The sequence below is a fragment of the Corynebacterium suranareeae genome (assembly GCF_002355155.1).
Lineage (GTDB): Bacteria > Actinomycetota > Actinomycetes > Mycobacteriales > Mycobacteriaceae > Corynebacterium > Corynebacterium suranareeae.
In genome coordinates this window covers 213,619-234,196 of the sequence record NZ_AP017369.1, presented here as the reverse complement: position 1 = coordinate 234,196, position 20,578 = coordinate 213,619, and the positions used below count along the sequence as shown (strand labels likewise).

The 20,578-nt window shown below is 51.1% G+C and carries 23 protein-coding genes; 9 read left to right on the top strand and 14 right to left on the bottom strand.

The window, feature by feature from the left end:
- Nucleotides 1-40: 40 nt before the first annotated feature.
- Together panB and panC are read left to right on the top strand one after the other, a co-directional pair.
- The gene (gene panB, locus N24_RS01105) at nucleotides 41-850 is read left to right on the top strand and encodes a 3-methyl-2-oxobutanoate hydroxymethyltransferase (RefSeq protein ID WP_096459544.1); all 810 of its coding nucleotides are present in this window, start codon (nucleotides 41-43) and stop codon (nucleotides 848-850) included.
- Nucleotides 850-1,689, top strand: a complete 840-nt coding sequence (gene panC, locus N24_RS01100; protein WP_096453570.1) for a pantoate--beta-alanine ligase — start codon at nucleotides 850-852, stop codon at nucleotides 1,687-1,689. The genes panB and panC overlap by 1 nt, the downstream gene beginning before the upstream one ends.
- On the opposite strand, the gene N24_RS01095 is transcribed toward panC, so the two are convergent.
- Nucleotides 1,686-2,486, bottom strand: a complete 801-nt coding sequence (locus N24_RS01095; protein ID WP_096453568.1) for a carbon-nitrogen hydrolase family protein — start codon at nucleotides 2,484-2,486, stop codon at nucleotides 1,686-1,688. The two genes, panC and N24_RS01095, sit on opposite strands and share 4 nt — an antisense overlap.
- Nucleotides 2,487-2,526: 40 nt before the next feature.
- On the opposite strand from N24_RS01095, the gene N24_RS01090 reads away from it, so the two are divergent.
- Nucleotides 2,527-3,183: a GntR family transcriptional regulator gene (locus N24_RS01090; RefSeq protein ID WP_157736381.1), complete on the top strand. Its 657-nt coding sequence runs from the start codon at nucleotides 2,527-2,529 to the stop codon at nucleotides 3,181-3,183.
- 23 nt (nucleotides 3,184-3,206) lie between these two features.
- Here the strand turns inward: N24_RS01090 and N24_RS01085 are convergent, their stop codons facing one another.
- Nucleotides 3,207-4,556: an MFS transporter gene (locus N24_RS01085; RefSeq protein WP_096453563.1), complete on the bottom strand. Its 1,350-nt coding sequence runs from the start codon at nucleotides 4,554-4,556 to the stop codon at nucleotides 3,207-3,209.
- Between the two features lie 139 nt (nucleotides 4,557-4,695).
- Between N24_RS01085 and N24_RS01080 the strand changes: the two genes are divergently transcribed.
- Nucleotides 4,696-5,391, top strand: coding sequence for a DUF2848 domain-containing protein (locus tag N24_RS01080; protein ID WP_096453561.1), 696 nt, complete (start codon nucleotides 4,696-4,698; stop codon nucleotides 5,389-5,391).
- Nucleotides 5,392-5,528: 137 nt separating this feature from the next.
- On the opposite strand, the gene xylB is transcribed toward N24_RS01080, so the two are convergent.
- Both xylB and N24_RS01070 read right to left on the bottom strand, forming a co-directional pair.
- A complete protein-coding gene (gene xylB, locus N24_RS01075) occupies nucleotides 5,529-6,911 on the bottom strand; it encodes a xylulokinase (protein WP_096453559.1) in 1,383 nt (460 codons plus the stop codon).
- Nucleotide 6,912: 1 nt separating this feature from the next.
- Entirely contained in the window at nucleotides 6,913-7,761 is an 849-nt protein-coding gene (locus N24_RS01070; protein WP_096453557.1) for a DeoR/GlpR family DNA-binding transcription regulator, read from the bottom strand.
- A 250-nt stretch (nucleotides 7,762-8,011) separates the two neighbouring features.
- Between N24_RS01070 and N24_RS01065 the strand changes: the two genes are divergently transcribed.
- From N24_RS01065 to N24_RS01055, 3 genes are read left to right on the top strand one after another with little or no spacing between them, the layout of a single operon-like run.
- On the top strand, nucleotides 8,012-9,400 hold the full coding sequence (locus tag N24_RS01065) for an RbtT/DalT/CsbX family MFS transporter (protein ID WP_231910791.1): 1,389 nt from the start codon (nucleotides 8,012-8,014) through the stop codon (nucleotides 9,398-9,400).
- Between the two features lie 23 nt (nucleotides 9,401-9,423).
- A complete protein-coding gene (locus tag N24_RS01060; RefSeq protein ID WP_096453555.1) occupies nucleotides 9,424-10,944 on the top strand; it encodes a mannitol dehydrogenase family protein in 1,521 nt (506 codons plus the stop codon).
- A 39-nt stretch (nucleotides 10,945-10,983) separates the two neighbouring features.
- The gene (locus N24_RS01055) at nucleotides 10,984-11,496 is read left to right on the top strand and encodes a SixA phosphatase family protein (protein WP_096453553.1); all 513 of its coding nucleotides are present in this window, start codon (nucleotides 10,984-10,986) and stop codon (nucleotides 11,494-11,496) included.
- Here N24_RS01055 and N24_RS01050 read toward each other — a convergent pair.
- Nucleotides 11,493-11,885, bottom strand: a complete 393-nt coding sequence (locus tag N24_RS01050; RefSeq protein ID WP_096453551.1) for a VOC family protein — start codon at nucleotides 11,883-11,885, stop codon at nucleotides 11,493-11,495. The two genes, N24_RS01055 and N24_RS01050, sit on opposite strands and share 4 nt — an antisense overlap.
- 433 nt (nucleotides 11,886-12,318) lie before the next feature.
- Between N24_RS01050 and N24_RS01045 the strand changes: the two genes are divergently transcribed.
- Entirely contained in the window at nucleotides 12,319-13,086 is a 768-nt protein-coding gene (locus N24_RS01045; protein ID WP_096453549.1) for a DeoR/GlpR family DNA-binding transcription regulator, read from the top strand.
- Nucleotides 13,087-13,193: 107 nt separating this feature from the next.
- Nucleotides 13,194-13,520: a hypothetical protein gene (locus N24_RS01040; RefSeq protein WP_096453547.1), complete on the top strand. Its 327-nt coding sequence runs from the start codon at nucleotides 13,194-13,196 to the stop codon at nucleotides 13,518-13,520.
- Between the two features lie 271 nt (nucleotides 13,521-13,791).
- Here the strand turns inward: N24_RS01040 and N24_RS01035 are convergent, their stop codons facing one another.
- The 9 genes from N24_RS01035 to N24_RS01000 all read right to left on the bottom strand — a co-directional run bounded on the left by N24_RS01035 (nucleotide 13,792) and on the right by N24_RS01000 (nucleotide 20,572).
- Nucleotides 13,792-14,109 carry a DUF202 domain-containing protein gene (locus tag N24_RS01035; protein WP_096453545.1) on the bottom strand — a complete coding sequence of 106 codons (318 nt, stop codon included), beginning with the start codon at nucleotides 14,107-14,109 and terminating at the stop codon, nucleotides 13,792-13,794.
- A 14-nt stretch (nucleotides 14,110-14,123) separates the two neighbouring features.
- The gene (locus N24_RS01030; RefSeq protein WP_096459541.1) at nucleotides 14,124-14,492 is read right to left on the bottom strand and encodes a YidH family protein; all 369 of its coding nucleotides are present in this window, start codon (nucleotides 14,490-14,492) and stop codon (nucleotides 14,124-14,126) included.
- 111 nt (nucleotides 14,493-14,603) lie between these two features.
- Nucleotides 14,604-14,813, bottom strand: coding sequence for a type 2 periplasmic-binding domain-containing protein (locus tag N24_RS16510; protein WP_231910790.1), 210 nt, complete (start codon nucleotides 14,811-14,813; stop codon nucleotides 14,604-14,606).
- Between the two features lie 5 nt (nucleotides 14,814-14,818).
- A complete protein-coding gene (locus N24_RS16505; protein ID WP_231910788.1) occupies nucleotides 14,819-15,010 on the bottom strand; it encodes a LysR substrate-binding domain-containing protein in 192 nt (63 codons plus the stop codon).
- 425 nt (nucleotides 15,011-15,435) lie between these two features.
- Nucleotides 15,436-16,521, bottom strand: a complete 1,086-nt coding sequence (locus N24_RS01020) for a Zn-dependent alcohol dehydrogenase (protein ID WP_096453543.1) — start codon at nucleotides 16,519-16,521, stop codon at nucleotides 15,436-15,438.
- Between the two features lie 16 nt (nucleotides 16,522-16,537).
- Nucleotides 16,538-17,992 (bottom strand): aldehyde dehydrogenase, encoded by a 1,455-nt coding sequence (locus N24_RS01015; protein WP_096459538.1) that lies wholly within the window; start codon nucleotides 17,990-17,992, stop codon nucleotides 16,538-16,540.
- Nucleotides 17,993-18,000: 8 nt separating this feature from the next.
- On the bottom strand, nucleotides 18,001-18,435 hold the full coding sequence (locus tag N24_RS01010) for an HtaA domain-containing protein (protein WP_096459535.1): 435 nt from the start codon (nucleotides 18,433-18,435) through the stop codon (nucleotides 18,001-18,003).
- A 6-nt stretch (nucleotides 18,436-18,441) separates the two neighbouring features.
- Nucleotides 18,442-19,992 carry a TRAP transporter large permease gene (locus tag N24_RS01005; RefSeq protein WP_096453541.1) on the bottom strand — a complete coding sequence of 517 codons (1,551 nt, stop codon included), beginning with the start codon at nucleotides 19,990-19,992 and terminating at the stop codon, nucleotides 18,442-18,444.
- A complete protein-coding gene (locus tag N24_RS01000; RefSeq protein WP_096453539.1) occupies nucleotides 19,985-20,572 on the bottom strand; it encodes a TRAP transporter small permease subunit in 588 nt (195 codons plus the stop codon). Before N24_RS01000 ends, N24_RS01005 begins: the two co-directional genes overlap by 8 nt.
- Nucleotides 20,573-20,578: the final 6 nt, after the last annotated feature.

Sequence of the window (20,578 nt, the reverse complement as noted above, 5' to 3'; positions counted from 1 at the left end):
TATTTATTCTGAGCTGGTTATCACATCTATACTCATGCCCATGTCAGGCATTGATGCAAAGAAAATCCGCACCCGTCATTTCCGTGAAGCTAAAGCAAACGGCCAGAAAGTTTCGGTTCTCACCAGCTATGATGCGCTGTCGGCGCGCATTTTTGATGAGGCTGGCGTCGATATGCTCCTTGTTGGTGATTCCGCCGCCAACGTTGTTTTGGGCCGCGACACCACGCTGTCGATCACGTTGGATGAGATGATTGTGCTGGCCAAGGCAGTAACGATCGCCGCTAAGCGTGCGTTTGTAGTGGTTGATCTGCCGTTTGGCACTTATGAGGTGAGCCCGAATCAGGCGGTGGAGTCCGCGATCCGCATCATGCGTGAAACCGGTGCGGCTGCAGTGAAAGTCGAGGGTGGCGTAGAGATCGCGCAGACGATTCGCCGCATTGTTGACGCAGGTATTCCGGTCGTCGGCCACATTGGTTACACCCCGCAGTCCGAGCATTCCCTGGGTGGGCATGTGGTTCAGGGTCGTGGCGCGAGCTCTGGAAAGCTCATCGCCGATGCCCGCGCCGTGGAGCAGGCGGGTGCGTTTGCGGTTGTGTTGGAGATGGTTCCGGCAGAGGCCGCGCGTGAAGTTACGCAGGATTTGTCCATCACCACTATCGGAATCGGTGCCGGCAATGGCACAGATGGGCAGGTTTTGGTGTGGCAGGATGCCTTCGGCCTCAACCGCGGCAAGAAGCCACGCTTCGTCCGCGAATACGCCACCTTGGGCGATTCCTTGCACGACGCCGCGCAGGCCTACATCGCCGATATCCACGCGGGCACCTTCCCAGGCGAGGCGGAGTCCTTTTAATGCAGGTAGCAACCACTAAAAAGGCGCTTATCGACGCCCTCCTCCACCACACATCCGTCGGGCTTGTGCCAACCATGGGTGCACTACACAGCGGACATGCCTCGTTGGTTAAAGCGGCTCGTGCTGAAAACGACACTGTTGTCGCCAGTATTTTTGTTAATCCTTTACAGTTTGAAGCGCTTGGCGATTGCGATGATTACCGCAACTATCCCCGCCAGCTCGATGCCGACCTAGCACTCCTTGAAGAGGCTGGTGTCGATATTGTGTTCGCACCAGATGTAGAAGAAATGTACCCCGGTGGCTTGCCTTTAGTGTGGGCGCGCACCGGGTCTATTGGATCGAAACTTGAAGGTGCCAGCAGGCCTGGGCATTTTGATGGTGTAGCGACAGTCGTAGCGAAGCTGTTTAATTTGGTGCGTCCTGATCGCGCATATTTTGGACAAAAGGATGCTCAACAAGTTGCGGTGATTCGTCGTTTGGTTGCAGACCTGGACATTCCCGTGGAGATCCGCCCCGTTCCGATTATTCGTGGTGCCGATGGCTTAGCTGAATCCAGCCGCAATCAACGTCTCTCCGCAGATGAGCGTGCTCAAGCCCTGGTGTTGCCGCGTGTGTTGAGTGAGTTGCAGCGTCGAAAAGCAGCTGGTGAAGCACTAGATATCCAAGGCGCGCGCGACACCTTGGCCAGTGCCGACGGCGTGCGGTTGGATCACCTCGAAATCGTCGACCCCGCAACCTTAGAACCATTAGAAGTCGAGGGACCGCTCACCAGGCCGGCGTTGGTGGTCGCGGCAATCTTCGTAGGGCCGGTACGGTTGATCGACAATATCGAGCTCTAGTACCCAAGCCGAGCATTTTCAAGAATGGGAATTGTCTGTTGAGCACGCTGAACAAGTTCAAGGTCAAGTTCAACGATCTCGAGAGACTCTTCCTTTCCTAGCTCAATTACTGCATGTCCGAATGGATCCGAAACTAAACTGTGCCCAATTCCGGTGGGAGAGCTTGCAGCTGCTTTCACTCCTGTCACGGCAGGATCAGCTTGCCCCAACGCAACAACAAAACTATTACTGTCTAATGCTCGGCTCCGGGCTAGGGTTTCCCATTGCTCAATTTTTCCCGGACCTGCTCCCCAAGATGTGGGAGCAACTATAACTTCTGCGCCGGATCTCGATAATTCCGCGAATAGTTTAGGAAAACGGATGTCGTAACAAATGGCCACGCCAACCTTAACCCCATCAACTTCTACCACTGTGGGAGTTGTACCAGGTTCTACTTCATCTGATTCTTTGTTGCCGAACGCATCAAAAAGATGAATCTTTGCATACTCGGATCGTGTTCCATCTGGGAAGTAGATACCTGCCAAATTTCGAACCCGGCCATCAGCGGCTTCTTCAAATTCTCCGATAACAATCGTGATGCCAAACTGCTTGGCAAGTGACGCCACAGATGCACGCCAACTAGAACCATAGTTTTTACAGGCGCTAACCAAATTAGTCCCCAAGGCGGTCATCGTTGCTTCTGGAAAAACAACCAACCTCGCGCCACTTATTGAGCTTCGCTCGACAAAGCCAGCGACTTTCTCCAGATTTTGTTCAACGTTATCGTCTGTATTTATTTGGGCAAGTGCAATTTTCAAAATAAACCTCTCCTTAACACGAGTTGTATACAATATGTTTATGAAACCCGCTCCTCGAGCCACCAGCCAGCGTCGCGCCTACGACTACTTATGCACCAAAGTTCTTGTTGATCCCTCCAGGCAAGGACAATTCCTTAATGAACAGGAACTCGCTGAAGAAATTGGTGTATCCAGAACTCCCATTCGGGAAGCACTACGAACGCTCGCTTCCGAAGGACTGGTCGAGCAAATAGCCAATCGAGGAACTTTTGTTCCTGTGATTACTAAAAAGCAAATCCTAGATGTGATGGAACTGCGAGACCTTCTCGAGCACCACGCAGCGTCAATGAGCATTTCCAAGGGCAAACCTCCCATTGATCAAATGAGAGCAACACTGCGCCAGCAAGAAGAAATACTCAAAGATCCTCAAGCCACCGACTCCATTGAATTCATCAGACTTGATCGAGAGTTTCACTTTCACCTCTTGAAAGCTTGTGACAACGATGAAATCATCCAAACTTATGACCGCCTCCGAGTTCGGCAAAGAGCCATGGGTGTTCAAGCACTTTATGCCGTATCTCGCTGGCGGGAAGTATGTGAAGAGCACGAGCAAATTGTGAATGCATTAGAGTCAGGAGATTTAGAACAAGTTAACCGAACAATCTCCAAACACTTGGAAATGACCACTGCTGTTCTGCTCGCAGATCTCCCCAACTAATGCGCTGCCTGAGGTAGATGTCATCACAGATGAACCCTCGCACCGTGCAGCTTGTCGATATAATCCAAGTCCTCTTGTGGCACTGAGTTTCTTCCGATAAAAAGTCCCACAAGAGTCAGAAGGCAAGCAACAGTAACGTAAATGGAAACTGGTAAGAAGTTAATTTCAGGACCTGCAACAACAGTGAACATTAGCGGTGCAATGGCACCACCAAAAACGCCGCCAATTGTGTAGGCGAGGGACGAACCTGTGTAGCGGAGTCTAGGTTCAAACTGTTCAATCACAAACGCTGCTTGAGGGCCAAACATAAATGAGTGACAAGTACCTGCAACCACCATTGAAAATGCAATTGTTCCAAAATTAGATGGATCCAAGAACGTAAACATTATGTAGGACCACGCTGCAGCAGCCACCGCACCGGCAGCGTACAGAACGCGACGATTAACAATGTCTGAAAGCCAACCTGCAAGTGGAATAGTGAATATCTGCGTAGCTGAACCGATAAGAACAGCGCTCAAGACAGTACTTCGATCTAAACCAAGCCTCTGCACTCCATAGGTGAGTATGAAAACCGTATAAAGAGCATAGAATACGTCAGGTCCCAAGCGTGAGAGGATTGCAGAAAGTAACTGACGTCGCTGAGTGGTAAATATTTCAGTAACAGGTTTTTCTGAGCGGTCACCGCTTTCCTGCAAAGCTTGAAATATAGGAGTATCTTCCAGTTTAAGTCGGATCCACAGACCAAAAGCAACGAGAATTAGCGAAACTAGAAACGCAATTCGCCAGCCCCAGCTCAAAAACTGTTCAGCAGACAATGTAAAAGTGAGCAGTGCAAGCATGCCATTAGCCATCAAGTTGCCCACCGGTGGTCCTACCTGAGCAGCAGATGCCCAAAAGCCTCGTTTGTGTGGGTCACCAAATTCACTTGATAAAAGAACCGCTCCACCCCATTCACCACCAACGCCGATGCCTTGGGCGAAACGTAGCGATACCAGCAAGATCGGGGCGATGATTCCGACATCTTGGTAGGTGGGCAACACTCCGATAATAAATGTTGCAATACCAATTAAAAGCAGTGTGTAAACAAGAACCTTCTTGCGGCCGACTTTATCCCCCAATCGGCCGAAGAAAACTCCTCCGATAGGGCGGGAAATATAGCCGACTGCATACGTAGAAAACGCGGCGATTGTAGCTGTGTAGGGATCTTCAGCAGGGAAAAAGAGCTGTCCCAATACAAGCGCAGAAGCTGCAGAATAAACCGCGAAGTCGTACCACTCTAGTGAAGTACCGGACAATGATGCTGCGAAAGCTTTATACAGATCTTTCTTAGTGACGGATTCCAATCCTGGCGCAGGCTTAGTGATATTAGACATCAATTCCTCCTTGGTGTGATTTGTTCTTGAAATTGAGTGAATGTGTCGTGAATCATGATTAGATTGTATACACTTTGCATACAGAGGGAACCCCCATTTGAAAAAAGCTTCAAATTTCCCCGTTCAGAAAGGTGGACTAATGTCCTCACACCCAGGCAACCCTGTACTCGAATTTGAATTGCCCGATGGCTCTACCACTACCGTTACGGTGAAACGCCTATTTAACGCTGGATACGCTGGCAAAGATCAAAAAGAAGTCCGGGCCCACATCGAAGAACTTGCAGAACTAGGCGTTCCTGCCCCCACCACTACCCCCGCACTCTATCCAGTATCCCCTTACCTAGCGCAACAAACTAACCACGTGCAGGTGCAACACAACGAAACTTCTGGCGAGGCAGAGTGGGCACTCATGATTGATGACCAAGGAAGAGAGCTGCTCACCGTTGCCTGCGATCACACCGACCGCAAACTAGAAACATTCGGAGTCGCATGGTCTAAAAATGCCTCGCCAGACGTTCTCGGGAAAAAGGCTTGGCCACTATCAGACATCGCTCACCGGCTGGACGAAGTAATCCTAAAAGCTTGGGTAGGGCAAGACAAAACCACCATCCAAGAAGCTCCAGTAAGTGCACTTCTCGAGCCAGAGTACTGGCTCGATGTTCTCGAACAACGCGGAGAACGTCTTCCTGGCACCGTACTTATGTCTGGAACAATCACCATGAAGCCAGGTGTTGATCAGTTCTCTGAAAACTGGGGAGTCTCACTCAACGATGTTCAACTGGGAACAATCAGTGCTGAATATCAAGTCAGCCTCATGCCTGCCCCAATTGGATAACTAACCAGTTGAAATTTTCGAAACCAAAAAATGCGCTGCATCTATTCATACTTGATACAGCGCATTTTTCACTTAAAGCACTTCCAGCTTGGAAGCTCGACGGTCCACTATTGAGTCCGGTCGAGGGAGTTTTGTTGCTAGTACCAATCCTCAGTAGCTGCACGCAGCTGTGCATAACGCGTGCTCAGCTCAGTGTTTTTCGGTGCACTGATGGGGCTTGATCCAGGTGTTGTCCACTGCGGAGGGGTAGGTTCGCCGGACAAGGCCCACGCGGCTTGACGAGCCGCACCTAATGCTACATATTCAGCAGGTTGTGGCACCACAATCTCGTGGCCAAAAATTTCAGGGGCGATTTCTCGGACTGCTTTCGAACGAGCACCGCCTCCGATGAGTTGGATGCGTTTTACTGGTACTCCCGTGGCATCTACCAAGGCAGTTACGGCGTCATCCAGCACCAACAGCAAACCTTCAACTGTCGCGCGTGCAAAATCTTCGCGGGTGGTTGTACTGTTTAGGCCTGCCAAAACGCCACGTGCTGTGGGGCGATTCGGGGTACGCTCGCCTTCCAGATAAGGCTGCAGAGTCACTCCACCAGCACCAGGTTGGGCAGCCAACGCGAGGGAGTCGAACTCCTCCCATTCCACCCCGAGGATGCGTCGGCCAAATTCCAACACTGGTGCACCGTTGAGCGTGCAGGCAAGTGGGAAATACGCGCCGGTAGCATCGGCGAAACCAGTGACAATGCCAGAAGGGTCATGCACACTATTTTGCGCAGTCATACCCGCAACGCCTGAGGTGCCGATCGATACGCTGACATCGCCTGGCTGTAGGTCAAGGCCAAGTGCAGCCGCGGCATTATCGCCAGTACCTGCAGCGACCTTCACGCCATTGGGAGTTGTACCTGCAATTTCATTGGGAGCCAAGATTTCAGGAAGCTCCACCTCATGGCCCAACGCCAAGGTCGCGAGATCATGGCGCCATGCGCGATCGCGAGTGCTGTAATAGCCAGTTCCTGAGGCATCACCATGATCAGTAACTTTGCGGCCCCTGCCCATCAAATGCCAGGTTAGAAAATCATGAGGCAACATCACAGAGGCTGTGCGCGCTGCGTTTTCTGGTTCATGATCACGCATCCACCGCATTTTTGTGGCGGTTAACGATGCCACATACACACTGCCTGTGGCATCGACTGCAGCTTGATCCCCACCGATTTCCTCGTTGAGATCCCGTGCAGCTTGAGCAGAGCGAGTGTCATTCCATAACAACGCTGGCCGCACAATCTCATCATGCTCATCCAACGCCACCATGCCGTGCTGTTGACCTGCAATAGCAACAGCATCCGCACGTTCTAGCAACCCCTCGGTAGCTTGATCCAGCGCAGCGATCCACGCACGTGGATCTACCTCCGACCCGCTTGGGTGACTCGCGCGCCCCTCGTCGATGATGTGGCCGCTGGCGGCGTCGACAAGCAAAGCTTTGCAAGATTGGGTGGAACTATCGATTCCAAGAACCAGAGCCATCTTAAAAATCCTCTTCCGTAGGGGCCTGCGAAATTTCAAAACCCTTTTGGTCTACCACATGAATATGCGCGCGTGAATTACGCAGAAGTTCCCGCTGCTCAGGGGTGCACTGCGAATCAATGATGATGTGGTCAAACTCATCGATCGGCGCAACCTTAAATACGCCAGCCGATCCAAATTTACTGGAATCTACCACCAGCACACGCACACTTCCGATCCCGATCAGCGCACGTTTTGTATCGGCGGCTTCCATATCCGGATGAAAAAGCGCAGGCACCTCACCCGTTGCGCGAATCGCGGTTGTCGACACAAAAGAAAAATCCGCCGACAACTCATTCAACTGCGCCGATGTTGCCTTACCCAAAAAAGAATCAGTCTCTGCAAAATACAGCCCCGCGCACGCGATCAAACGAATATCACTCATCCCGGCGCGGGTGCGATGATCCGCCATTGTCTTCAAAGAATGCGTAATCAATGCCGAAGGCGCACGCTCTGGCAATTGAGCTACGAGAGATTCCAACGTTGTGGAATCATCAATCGCGACCACGGCGCCTTCTGGAATTAAACGCGCTGCTGCCATACACAACGCATCTTTAACCGTGCGATGCAGGTGTCTACGCTGCCCCACCGCCAACTCGCTCATAGACGGCGAAACAGACCGTGCACCGCCACGGATACGCTCCACCAAACTGTCCCCAGCTAGCGCCTCCAAATCACGGTGGATGGTCATCGCGCTGACATCAAAAAGTTCCGCCAACGCCTCAACGCGAGCTGAGCCATGACGGGTAACAAAAGACACGATCCGCTCACGACGCTTTTCCTGTGAGCTGGCGGGGATAACTTGGGCCATGTGAGAAATCTACCACGGAAATGTGATTAGATCCAGCACTTTCTAACATTTTATTGTTAACTCTTGCTTTTTCCTAACATGATGGCGTTAGATTGTTGTTAGTTTCACGTGACTCACACCACGAACCAAACAAAACTGTGAGTTCAGCGCTGAAACTTGGCCACATTTTGTTAAATCCAACATGGACTTAACACTGGTGCTGGCTTCTGGTTTGGCACTGAACTTAAACTCATAAAACAAAGGTGAACACATGTCAGTACAACAGAGCGGGCTGCTCGATCGCCTCGGCATCCCCCGTCCCTTGATTTTCGGCTTCATCGGTTTGACCATCTTCATGATCGGCGATGGTGTTGAAACCAATATTTTGGAGCCTTTCCTAAGCTCTGAGCATGGCTTCAGCGTTTCCCTAGCTGGAACTTTGGTGACCATTTACGGCGTTGCCGTGGCCATCGCAGCGTTCTTCGCCGCTGCACTGTCTGATCTCTGGGGCCCTAGAAAAGTGATGATCCTCGGAGCGTCTATCTGGATTGTCTTCGAATTGATATTCCTGACCGTCGCACTCACCACCGATCACACCTGGCTAATCTTCCTAACCTACGGACTTCGTGGTTTTGGCTACCCATTCTTCGCCTATGGCTTCTTGGTGTGGATCACTGCAACCGCGTCACCTAAACAACTCGGCACCGGTGTCGGCTGGTTCTACGTAGCGTTTTCCGCAGGTCTACCGACCTTGGGCGCGCTGGTTGCCACCATTTCCATGCAATATGTGAACTTGACCTTCTACGAAACCTTGTGGGTGTCACTTGTACTTGTAATTATCGGCTCCCTCATTGCGTTGCTAGGTGTGAAAGAACGCCGTGGACGCCACCCACTGGTATCCAATCCCGAAGATGTCAAACAAACCCTGGGGCAAGGTTTCAAGCTTTTACGCACTGATCGCCGCGCACGTTTTGTCACCTACATCCGCACCATTAACTCCATCCCCACCTATGCAATGGCTGTTTTCTTCCCTTCATTTTTCACCGATGATTTGAAATGGCAGCTGAGCTGGTTCCTCATCCTCACCACAGTTATCTATGCGGTCAACCTGCCGTTCAACCCCTTCTTCGGTAGCTTCGGTGACCGCCATGGTTGGGCACGCACTGTGTTCTGGGGCGGATCAATCGGTGGTGCCATCACCCTTGCCTTGGTTTATTTCATCCCAATGTTCGGTGTTCAGGCTGGCATTCCAAACGGCATCGTCTTTGGCATTACTATCGCAGCCGGTGCGCTCTTTGGCGTATCCCTCGCTGGGTTCGTTCCGTTGTCTGCAATTGCAGTCTCATTGGATCCCAAGCACCCAGGTGCAGCGATGGCCACATACAACCTCGGCGTTGGTGGAGCCGTTGCCGTAGGCCCACTACTAGTTGCAGTGTTCCACCCACTCATCGGAGCGACCGGATTGATCCTGGTCATGATCGCTTTGTACCTGCTCTCTGGTTGGATGACTCTCCAACTCCGTGGCACCCAGCCCGGTTTTGACGGTGTGCCAGCACTTGCTGAAGGCGCACACATTGAAGACCTGGCAGTGGACTCTTTAGCGGACTCTTTAGGGGACTCTGCTGCCAATGCCACCGCTGACATCTCTTCTCGCTCTTAAAAACTTCTGAAAGGAAATATCCTATGAACAACCCACATGTCGCACTCAAGCTCAACGCTCAGAATCTGCAGGAAATCTCGCGGATGTCAAGCGTCGAGATCCCCGGATACAACCGCGCTGATGTAACCCCAGGCATCGTCCACTTCGGCGTTGGCGGATTCCATCGTGCCCACCAAGCCATGTACCTCGACGAATTGATGAACCTAGGAAGAGCACTGGATTGGGGCATCATTGGCATGGGTGTTATGCCTTCTGATGTACGCATGCGCGATGCACTTGCCAGCCAAGATTACCTCTACACCCTGACCGCCAAAACTCCTGATGGAACTCTTAATCAAATGATCATCGGCTCCATCATTGATTATGTCTTCGCCCCAGATAATCCAGCACACGCTGTGGAAACTCTCGCACAAGATTCAATCCGCATTGTTTCCCTCACGGTGACTGAAGGCGGCTACAACATCGATCCTGCAACTGAAGACTTCGACCACACCAACCCCCGCATCGTTGCCGACCGCGAAGCCCTGCAAGCTGGCGACACCTCTACCCTGCAGACGTTCTTCGGATTGATCACCGCAGCATTGATGGCCCGTAAAGAGTCTGGATCTGCGCCATTTACCATCATGAGCTGCGATAACATCCAAGGAAACGGCGATCTGGCCAAGCGTTTCTTCCTCGCTTTCGCACATTCAGTATCCCCTGAGCTTGGCCAATGGGTGGAAAACAATGTCTCCTTCCCCAACTCCATGGTGGACCGCATCACCCCAGAAACCACCGATGAAGACCGCGACGAGATCGAAGAACTCGGCTACATCGACGCATGGCCAGTGGTTTGTGAAGACTTCACCCAATGGGTCCTCGAGGATTCCTTCACCCAGGGCCGTCCCCCATACGAAGCAGCCGGCGTACAGTTAGTGTCCGATGTAGAACCCTACGAGTTGATGAAGCTGCGCCTTCTCAACGCCTCCCACCAGGGACTTTGCTACTTCGGCCACCTCGCAGGCCACCACATGGTCCACGATGTCATGGCAGATCCCCGCTTCCAAGATTTCCTCCTGGCCTACATGGAGCGCGAAGCCACCCCAACACTCAAGCCACTTCCAGGCGTGGATCTAGATGCTTATCGACGCAAACTCATCGCACGATTCGGCAACGCCGCAGTCAAAGACACCGTACCGCGCCTGTGTGCAGAATCCTCCGACCGCATCCCGAAGTGGCTGCTGCCAGTGGTACGTGAAAACCTTGCAGCTGACCGCGACGTCACGCTCTCTGCAGCCATCGTCGCATCGTGGGCACGCTATGCAGAAGGAATCGATGAGCAAGGAAATCCGATCAAGATCGTTGATCGTTTGAGTGAGCGTGTTCAAGAAAACGCAGCCGACAATCGCACCGATATTTTGTCATTCATCCGCGACCGCGGAATCTTCGGAGACTTAGTCGATGCGGAACCTTTCACAAAAGCGTATGCCGATACTTTGACGTCCCTGCACACTGTTGGTGCTGAGGCAACCATCGATGCACTTCTTGCTCAGGTGACTGTCTAAATCCATTGCTGAACTGGGATTGCGCACTAGGGTTGGGGTATGTCCTCCGCACATCGCCTCGTTATCCTTCGACACGCTAAATCTTCCTGGTCCACCGGTGAACCAGATCATAAACGCCCGCTTAATGACCGTGGGCTTCGCGATGGTGTGGCAGCTGGCCAATGGTTAGCTGCCCACATCGGCGAAATTGATCATGTCTTATGTTCTGATGTCACCCGCACCCAATTAACCTGGGAACGAGTCCAACTAGGTGGCGCGACTACAAAAGGTGCAAGTTTTCACAATGACATTTATGAAAACCGAGTCTCTGAATTTGAACACTTAATCACTGGGCTTCCAGATGAAGTTGGCACCGCACTGCTCATCGGGCATTGGCCAGGTGTAGAAGAACTAGCCCATTATTTTGGCATCCGCGATGAACACCCCGGCTGGGCTCAGATGGAAGAAAAATTTCCCACCAGTGCCATCGCGGTGTTGGAATTTAATACTCCTTGGTCAAAGCTTGTAAGAAACTCTGCTCGGTTGACAGATTTTGTCATTCCACGGGGTTAGTTCTGCTTCAAATGAACAATCTGAATTAGGTTTCCTACGGTGTCATCGAAAATGGCAATCACCGAAGGCCCCACATCGGTGGGCTCCATGATGAAGTCCACGCCTTTATCCTTGAGGCTGTCATATTCTTCCTGCACATCATCAACGTAAAATTGTGTAGCAGGAATACCGTCTCGTTTAATTCCAGCTTGGTAAGTCGCTGCATCTGGGTGCTGGTTTGGTTCCAACAAAAGCTGCACACCATCTGGGTTTTCTGGATCAACAACAGTCAACCATCGGTAGTCACCAGCAGTTACATCATGCTTGAGTTCAAACCCAAGTTTGGTGGTGTAGAAGTCGAGTGCTTTGGCCTGGTCATCAACAAATACGCTTGTGATTTCAATTCGCATGGACGCCAGAGTAGTTCCGAAAACAACATTGTGCAGAAAGGCCTAACGCATCTTCTGTACTTGGACGCATGGTGTCATTGACATCCAAAGCGACGTTTTCATCCCTCTACAAACTGCCCGGTTATCTTCAGGCCGGTGTGTTGAAACCATTCCCATCTTAGGGCCCACCGCTTATCTGACTGACTGGTAGCAACCGACTTCTCACGGGTATCTGTCCTGGCCGCCATCGACTTCTGAATGCCTTCTTGGTTGTTCATGGGCCACAGTGTAAATGATTACTCGATCATTGAAAATGATCATTTAAATCAGTCCACGAAGGGGCATCCCCCACTTGCCTCATGACTGCCTAATTGGAATAAAAAGACCTTTTAACCAGTATTTACCTGAAGTGTACGGGGTTGACATTCTTTAGGAAAAGGCGGATTCTGATCACATGGAGCGCGAACAACGACACAAAGTGATCATGCGAACGATCGACCGACCCGGGATCACACGCATTGATGCTCTCACCGAACTAACAGGGGTTTCCGCGGTGACTATTCGCCGGGATCTCGTCGAGCTAGAGCAAGCAGGTTTTCTCGCCCGCACCCACGGCGGTGCGAAACGAGTCCCCAAACGCGGTACTCCCCAACCGTTTGCTGTACGCCAGGCTGAGGACCGAGCGGCCAAGCACATCTTGGCTCAAGCTACCGCCCAACTAATCGCTGATGATGAAGCAGTAATTATCGACAACGGCACCACCTGCCAAGCAGTAGCCCGAGAATTGGCGGGGCGCCCCATCACGGCGTTGTGTTTATCTCTCCACTCAGCGGCCGCTCTGGGAAGCAGAGCCGGCACCAACGTTTTCATCCCCGGCGGTCCCGTGGAAAACGACTCCCTAGCTTTATCTGGCCCAGCAGTGATCACCGCCTTAAGAGATTTCTCCGCTGACGCCGTAATCCTCGGGTCCTGTTCCACATCGTTGGAACACGGGTTGGCCACCACCACCTACGACGATGCAGAAAACAAGCGCGCAGCCATCCACGCTGCTAATCGACGAATCCTCGTGGTAGCTGCCCGTAAACTCAACCACGTTTCCACTTTCCGTTTCGCAGATGTCACGGACCTGCACCAGCTGGTCACAACCTCCGATGCGCCACGGGAGATCCTCGCCGAAATCCGGGATCTAGGCGTTCAAGTCATTACCGTTCCCGCCCCCTGACCAACAATGGTCGCCGAGCAGTTTTAAGCAACCAAGCAAAGTACATCCCAGATTGGCGTACGCAGTGACTGAAGGAAGCCTTCCGTAGAAAATGGCATCATTGTTCTATGACATGGCTTCTAGTGCTCGCAGTCCTCATCGTCCTCACTGTCGCTGGGGCAGTCCTTCCCCGGCGGACCAAGCAACAAAGCTCCGGATTTCCATGGTTCTGGGTAGTATTTCCCATCACAGCCTTTGCCGCAGCACTCACCGTCTATTCATTTCTCCCGATTGCGCCCCTGGGCCTGAAATATGGATGGACTATGTATGCGCCCTTGTCTGACCCCTCTGATGATTACTTTAATTCATTGTTGTCAGGGCAGATCCTTTGGGCTATAACCGCTGTTGCGGGCACAGGCTTATCAGTATGGGCTTGGCGCCGTGGACGCGTATAAACCATCTGAATGACTATGAACAAGCATCCCAATTAACGGCAGCAAAAACCCCTCACCGGGTTTAGGTGTAACCCGGTGAGGGGTTTCTTCTGACTGGAGGACAATGGGCTCATTGCTCATCCAATACGCTAGCAAGAATCGCGACACCAACCAGAAGCCTTACCAACCCAATCCCTTGGGCGTTAGTTGCCATGGTCGCATCTCTATCGGGAAGAAGAAACCCCTCATAACAAAAGTTATAGACCTGTTACTACTTTGCAACACAAACGTATCAATCAATAAAAACGAATACGATTCCAACCACCCCGAAGATCAAAAGCGTCGCCGTTAAGGAAACAACCCCGATTATATTAGGCGGTAATTTATTATCCACAAGTCCAACCGCCTGGCGTTCATAACGAACCCTTTGGGTAAACAGGATAACAATCGCCATCGCACTGAGGAGAACCACAGGCAATAACGTGAACACCCCGTAAAAATTAGTCCACCTCAGTAAGATCGCCGAACACACCGCCATCGACACAGTGGTTCGATTCCACGCCAAGACAGTTCGCTCAGGTTGCAAACCAGGATCATCATGAAAACGCATCACTTATCCCACGCTTACTGAAGCACGATCAGCACAATAACCACCGCAGATGCCACTAAAGCTGCAATGGATAGAAAAGGAATAATCGCAGGTACCGGCAGGGGCTTCTTCTTCCTCATTGCCCGTTCCACGTTCATCCACCTCACCGCTGCACCAGCGGCAATGAACATGCCCACTGCAATAATAAAAACAGCGACCGCTGAACGCACCGTGTCCGATAAACCACTAATTTGAAAAGCCTCAAAAGCAATACCGCCTGCTAAAAACGCAAGAGAGGTTCTGGTCCATGCCAAAAATGTGCGCTCATTGGCCAGCGTGAAACGGGGATCTGGCTCTTCACCATCTGGGAAAACGCTGCGCGCGATCCTGCTTCGTTCATCCACAACAATGCTCCCCATCCTGAATAAAATCTAAAACAATTTCTAAGGATAGCCCGCAATTGCTAGTGCCACACTTTCTCTGCAGCTTTAAGCATTGCAGCCAAAGCAGGATTATCAAATTTCTTCTGCCAACGCCATCCGCAACTGCACTAGTTCATAGCGATCGGAAATTTCAACAAATCGGACGTGCTTATCCACAATATTTTCAGCAACAGAAGAGACAGGCAAAGACACTCCGACTTCAGCTCCAACCAATGCCATCGCGGTCCAGCTATCTGGCACTCGTTGAACAATATTGGGATTAAAACCGACTGCAGCAGTCAATTGCTTCAGCTGTTCGGTGGCAGGGCAATAAAAGCTTCATTCCGCAATTGTCGCATTGAAATCAACTTACGATTTGCAAGTTCATGGGAAACAGGAAGGGCGACTACCAAGCCTTCCTTTTGCACCACACTCGATTCCACAGCGTCAGGAAGGTTTTCCCAACGCCCAAGACTGATGTCGACCTCGCCTTCGATCACGCGACTTAGTGCTGGCTGAGCAAAGAGTTGATTTTCTAGAACCACTTCAATGCCAGAGAAAGTTCACTCAGGCAAGTAAGATTTCCAAGCGTAGATCTACGAGCCTTCTGCGCCTCGCTCATCGAGGCGATTTACTCTCGCGATCGCTTTCAAGGAGAATCAGTTCCGATTTCTAATGTCCGGTTCGTGTCGCAACCACATTCCCAATAATTATCGCGGGAGCTTAAGATAGCAAACAATAGCGATCCTATCTGTCACATTTTCATACCAATAGTGAACGTGCCCCCTCATCTTTTTCCAATAATCCTGTGTCAACGAGAAATACACCAATTGCCTAGTCATACCATGGGGCACCCCGTGTGGCGGGTAATCTCCGTCATATCAACTCTGGGTTATTGGGATCTTATAATTTCGGACAAATCGATCTAGTTCACCACCACAAGCCGGGCAACGCGACCTTCTTTGAGGCGTCGATAGCCTTCATTGATCTCTTCTAGAGAAATTGTGTCAGTGATGAGCTCATCAAGGTGCAACAATCCACGCGCCTCCAGCGAGGCAAAATAAGGAATATCCACCTTCAGATTGGCAGAGCCCATATATACAGACTCAATTCGGTTGCGGTTGCGCATAAAACTAAAAGCATTGAAGGTGATGGGAACCTCCGCACCACCAATACCCACCAGGTACAAAGCACCACCATAAGACAGCATCTCTAAACCCTGTTGAGCAATTGCGCTGGTGCCGACAAAATCAAAAACATGATCAATACCCAGAGGGAGAAGAGACCTCAACATTGACACCGGATCAACATCAGCAGAGTTAATCGTATGAGTCGCGCCAAAACTGCGAGCCTTGTCCAGCTTGGAATCGGAAATATCAATTGCCACAATTTCCGACGCTCCGCCGATTACTGCAGCGCTGATGGCATTAAGTCCCACTCCTCCAGCGCCAATCACAGCAACGCTGTCTCCCCGATCAATATTAGCTGTATTCAGCACTGCACCAGCACCAGTAATAACCCCACATCCCAATAATGCGGCATGTTCAAAGGGAATCCCCTCAGGGATGGTGGCCACTTGGTTTTCATGAATGAGTGCTTGTTCAGCAAAACCACCAAGCCCAAATGCTTGAGTAAGTGGCTGCTCTCCAAGTGTTAAACGCGGTGTATCTTCCGGCCTGCGCACAGTGCGGTCAACATTGCGGCAATAATAAGAATGCCCCGAAAGACAGCGCTCGCATTCTCCGCAATAACGAACCAGCGCAGCCACCACGGGGTCACCGACTTTCACCGTCCGAACCTCTGAGCCGATCTCCTTCACCACTCCAGCCACCTCATGCCCAAAAACCGCAGGAAAAGGAAAACCCAAATCAGCACTGGCCATGGTGTAATCAGAATGGCATAGCCCTACTGCCTTGATATCTATGAGCACTTCTTTGGCACGTGGTGCATCAATCTGAATATCTTCCATCACAAAGCCTGCACCAGGGGCGTGTACAACTGCCGCTTTCATAAGTACTTCTTTCTTTCTAGACGTCATTGGGTTGGAGCAGATACACGGATTTCAGTACCTGATAATGTGCCAAACCCTCGGCCCCCAGCTCGCGTCCAAGTCCACTGTCCTTGACACCACCAAAAGGCGAAGACGGGTCTGTCGCATAACCATTGATTCCGATGGTGCCTGTAAAAACTTGCTTTGCCACACCTACTGCGCGGCCGAAGTTGGCGCTCCACACGCTTCCCGCAAGACCATAATCAGAATCATTGGCTATCTCGATGGCATGCTCTTCATCGGTGTACTTGATGATGGAAAGCACGGGGCCAAAAAACTCTTTTTGCGCAGCAATACTCTTTGGATCAACATCAACAAGAATCGTCGGTTCCAAGAACCACCCCTTTTTAACTCCTTCGGGATGTTTGCCACCAATGAGGATGCGCGCGCCATCTTCAACTGACGCTTTGATCAGTGCTTCCACTCGTTCGCGGTGTCGTTTGCTCACCAGAGGTCCCACCTCTGTGTCAGGATCAAAAGGATCCCCGACTTTAAGACTGCTGATCTTTGCAGTAATTATGTCGAGCATTTCTTCAAAACGGGACTCCGGCAACAAAATGCGCGTAGACAACCAACACACCTGACCGTTGTTGGTCATGGATGCTCGATAAATATCATCAATGCTGCTGGATAGATCACAATCATCCAGCACAATCGCCGCGGATTTTCCACCAAGCTCTAGGGTGACGGGACGCAGCATGCGCCCACAAGTTTCCCCAATGAGGCGGCCAACTTCTGGAGATCCAGTAAAAGAAATCTTATCTACCAATGGGTGACTCACCAGATACGCACTAACTGAGCCACCTGCCGGGACTACATTGAGCACACCTGCGGGAAGGCCTGCAGCATGAGCAGCTTCAGCTACCAAAAAAGCATCCAAGACAGTTTCGGGGGAAGGTTTAAGCACCACGGTGCACCCCGCAGCAAGCGAAGGTGCCAATTTGAGGAAGGTGATGCTCTGCGGAACATTCCACGGAACAATCGCTCCGACCACACCAATCGGCGAGCGGGTGACCAGCACCTTCTTACCTTTTACTCCCTGCCGGATCTCTTCCTGTTGCCCACTCACCATGTCTGCATAAAAACGCAAAAGCTGAGCAGGATTGGTGGTCTCCCACTTTTGGGACAACGCTGTTGGCATGCCATTTTGGGCGGTGACACGACGAGCGATCTCTTCCCCACGCGATTCATATTCATCAGCAAAGCGCTTGAGCACTGTGACCCGTTCCGCACTTGTCCAGGTTGACCAACCTTTTTTATCATCAAAAGCGCGCCGAGCTGCTTCAACAGCATTATCAATATCGGCGTTCTTTGCCTCAGGCACACTACCTATATAGTCTTCGGTGGCCGTCGAGTACACCTTGATGCGATCTGCAGATGATGGATTCATCCATTGGCCGTCGATATAAAGTCCGTCATATTCAATAGTCACGTAGTTTTTCACTTTCTGATGGTGACGGGATCCATGGGATCCCCGGCGAAATAATTGCCCATAAAAAGAAATTGCCCATCGTTTGCAAGGTGGGTATCAAAAATGATGCTGTGTGCGTCTTCCGATTTTTTACTTAATGCTGCAATCACCAGGCGATAGGGCTGAGCGTTTTCTTCATCCACAACAGCCGACAACATCGCCGTATCTGCATTGTGGAATTCAATGATGGGATCAGCAATCTGCAAAGACAAAGCACCGTGGTGACCAGTCATTCGAATCTCTCCGTGAAACTGAAGGCACTGCGCATCAGCGCTTAGACCAGGGAACTGAAACCGGCCGTCGATAAGCATCTTTGAACCACCGCTGAGGGCATAGTTATGGTCCGGAAGGCGCTCAAAATATGCGCGAAAAGATTCTTTAACGCCCCATTCAAGAATGTGCATTGGCATTTACCCCGCTACCGAAAGCTGCGTTGGAAGCCATGTCACCAAATCCGGCACAAAGATTAGCAATAATGTCACGCCCAAAGCCACTGCAACAAAGGGCAAAACTCCGATGAAGGTGGTAGTCAAAGATATTTTCTTTCCTTGATTAACCTCTGGGTCTTGGGCAATGCGGTGAATCACGAAGGCAAGCACTCCTAAAGGTGGGGTCACCATGCCGATTTCCACCATGATCACCAGGAAGACACCAAACCAAATCATATCCACGCCAAGCTCCAACAGGGGTGCCGCCAAAATTGGCACGGTGAGCAAAATGATGGCCATGGTGTCCATGAACATTCCCAAGATCAAATACAAGATGATGAGAATGAGCATGAAAGAAATGGCATTGAGGCCAATGCTCAAAATCATGTCAGTGAGGCCATTGGCAAGTCGGCTCAATGTCACCACGCGGGTGAGAATATGCACGCCAATGAGCAAAAGGAAGATTCCTGCTGATGACACAACCGCAACCACCAACACGCCCTTGACATAGGCGAAGAGATCACGGAATCCACTAGAACCATCAGTTCGAGTAAACCAGCCAAGCACCAATGCCACGATGGAACCAATGGCCGCTGATTCCGTGGGTGTAAATATGCCTGAGGCAATACCACCGATAACCACAATGGCTACGAGCGCAAGCGGAATGACCTTCACCAAACCGGCCAGCTTTTCTTTCATTGAATAATGAATATTGGTGCGTGGCGCATCAGCAGGTTTCAAGACTCCCACGGCAAAGATGTACAAGCAAAAAGCAATAGCCAAGATAATGCCTGGAATAATACCTGCCATCAACTGACTTCCCACCGAAGTTTGTGCAGCCCCTGCATACACAACCAACAACACCGATGGTGGAATCAACTGACCCAAAGTACCCGCCATGGCAGTTGAACCAATGGCAAAACCAGGCTTATAACCAGCACGAAGCATTTCAGGGATAGATACCCTCCCCAAGGCATGGGTAAGAGCAATCGTTGATCCAGAAGATGCCGCAAGACCTGCACCAGAAATCGTGGTAGTGAGCGCCAAACCACCAGGAACATTGCCCAACCACATCTTGGCCGCATCAAAAGCCCTGGTTGTTAGACCCGATTTCCATAACGCAGTACCCATGAGGATGAAGGTAGGAATAACAGATAATTGCCACGTAGCGGTGGGATCAAAAGAGCCCTGTTCTAACGTAGATTGCAGCGCAGTGGTCCCGCCAAGAGAATAAAGGCCGAGCCCACCAGCTCCCACCATGGCAAAACCAATATGTACGCCACCCAACATGAGAATGAGCATCAGCGCCACAGTAAGCACACCGGTGATTTCACGTCCCGGATCCCCGAAAAGCAGCGTGGCAGCAATGAGCGCGCCACCACCGAAAAGGATGATCACCCACAGCCAAGAAAGTGGATTCTGCTTTGCTTGAGCCTTAATAGCAGGCTTTGGATTAGTGGAATTATCCTTCTCCCCTGGAATATTTAGTTCTTTTTGGACCGTCGGCGCGGAATATTCAGCTGTTTTAGACACGAGGATCACCCTCCATTTCAAGTTCAGACAAGCTTCCTGCTTCTGGATGCACTTCTTCCTTTGCATCAAAAACAATGTTTATTAGGGACGCACAGCACTGCACCGTCAGCCATACCCATCCCGCCACCACTGCGATCTTGATTGGCCACACCGAAAGAAGAGCGGTGCCCATGGGAACAGTTTCTTTAATATCGAAGGATTCAATGGCTAGCTGCAAAGAGCTCCACGCCATAACTGCAGAGATCAGCACTACCGTGAGTTGGCCGAGAATACGCAGCGTCTTTCGGGGCGCCCCTTTGATGGCATCCTCCACGATGGTCACGCGAATATGCTCATTTTTATGTTCCGCGTAGGCCAGGCCAAAAAGAATTGTGGCGGGCATGAGCCATTCCGACACATATTCAGACACACCATTCATGGCGGAACCGAAGAAATTTCTCAAGATGACGTCATATGTCACCAACAAAACTAAAAGTGCCAGTGCAAGACCAGAAAAGAACAACAAGATTGCACTGCCGCCGCGCGAGATTGTAGACACCGCGTTGATAACTGGACGTTTGACTGTGGTGGTTGGAATCATGAGTTT

Excerpts from the sequence above, each read along its gene's own strand:
- N24_RS01055 (WP_096453553.1), top strand. The coding sequence starts at position 10,984 with ATGTCCTCCGCACATCGCCTCGTTATCCTTCGACACGCTAAATCTTCC.
- N24_RS01060 (WP_096453555.1), top strand. The coding sequence starts at position 9,424 with ATGAACAACCCACATGTCGCACTCAAGCTCAACGCTCAGAATCTGCAG.
- N24_RS01080 (WP_096453561.1), top strand. The coding sequence starts at position 4,696 with ATGTCCTCACACCCAGGCAACCCTGTACTCGAATTTGAATTGCCCGAT.
- xylB (WP_096453559.1), bottom strand. The coding sequence starts at position 6,911 with ATGGCTCTGGTTCTTGGAATCGATAGTTCCACCCAATCTTGCAAAGCT.
- N24_RS01020 (WP_096453543.1), bottom strand. The coding sequence starts at position 16,521 with ATGAAAGCGGCAGTTGTACACGCCCCTGGTGCAGGCTTTGTGATGGAA.
- N24_RS01040 (WP_096453547.1), top strand. The coding sequence starts at position 13,194 with ATGACATGGCTTCTAGTGCTCGCAGTCCTCATCGTCCTCACTGTCGCT.
- N24_RS01090 (WP_157736381.1), top strand. The coding sequence starts at position 2,527 with ATGAAACCCGCTCCTCGAGCCACCAGCCAGCGTCGCGCCTACGACTAC.
- N24_RS01035 (WP_096453545.1), bottom strand. The coding sequence starts at position 14,109 with ATGCGTTTTCATGATGATCCTGGTTTGCAACCTGAGCGAACTGTCTTG.
- N24_RS01000 (WP_096453539.1), bottom strand. The coding sequence starts at position 20,572 with ATGATTCCAACCACCACAGTCAAACGTCCAGTTATCAACGCGGTGTCT.
- N24_RS01065 (WP_231910791.1), top strand. The coding sequence starts at position 8,012 with ATGTCAGTACAACAGAGCGGGCTGCTCGATCGCCTCGGCATCCCCCGT.
- N24_RS01010 (WP_096459535.1), bottom strand. The coding sequence starts at position 18,435 with ATGCACATTCTTGAATGGGGCGTTAAAGAATCTTTTCGCGCATATTTT.
- N24_RS01050 (WP_096453551.1), bottom strand. The coding sequence starts at position 11,885 with ATGCGAATTGAAATCACAAGCGTATTTGTTGATGACCAGGCCAAAGCA.
- N24_RS01085 (WP_096453563.1), bottom strand. The coding sequence starts at position 4,556 with ATGTCTAATATCACTAAGCCTGCGCCAGGATTGGAATCCGTCACTAAG.
- panB (WP_096459544.1), top strand. The coding sequence starts at position 41 with ATGTCAGGCATTGATGCAAAGAAAATCCGCACCCGTCATTTCCGTGAA.
- N24_RS01070 (WP_096453557.1), bottom strand. The coding sequence starts at position 7,761 with ATGGCCCAAGTTATCCCCGCCAGCTCACAGGAAAAGCGTCGTGAGCGG.
- panC (WP_096453570.1), top strand. The coding sequence starts at position 850 with ATGCAGGTAGCAACCACTAAAAAGGCGCTTATCGACGCCCTCCTCCAC.
- N24_RS01045 (WP_096453549.1), top strand. The coding sequence starts at position 12,319 with ATGGAGCGCGAACAACGACACAAAGTGATCATGCGAACGATCGACCGA.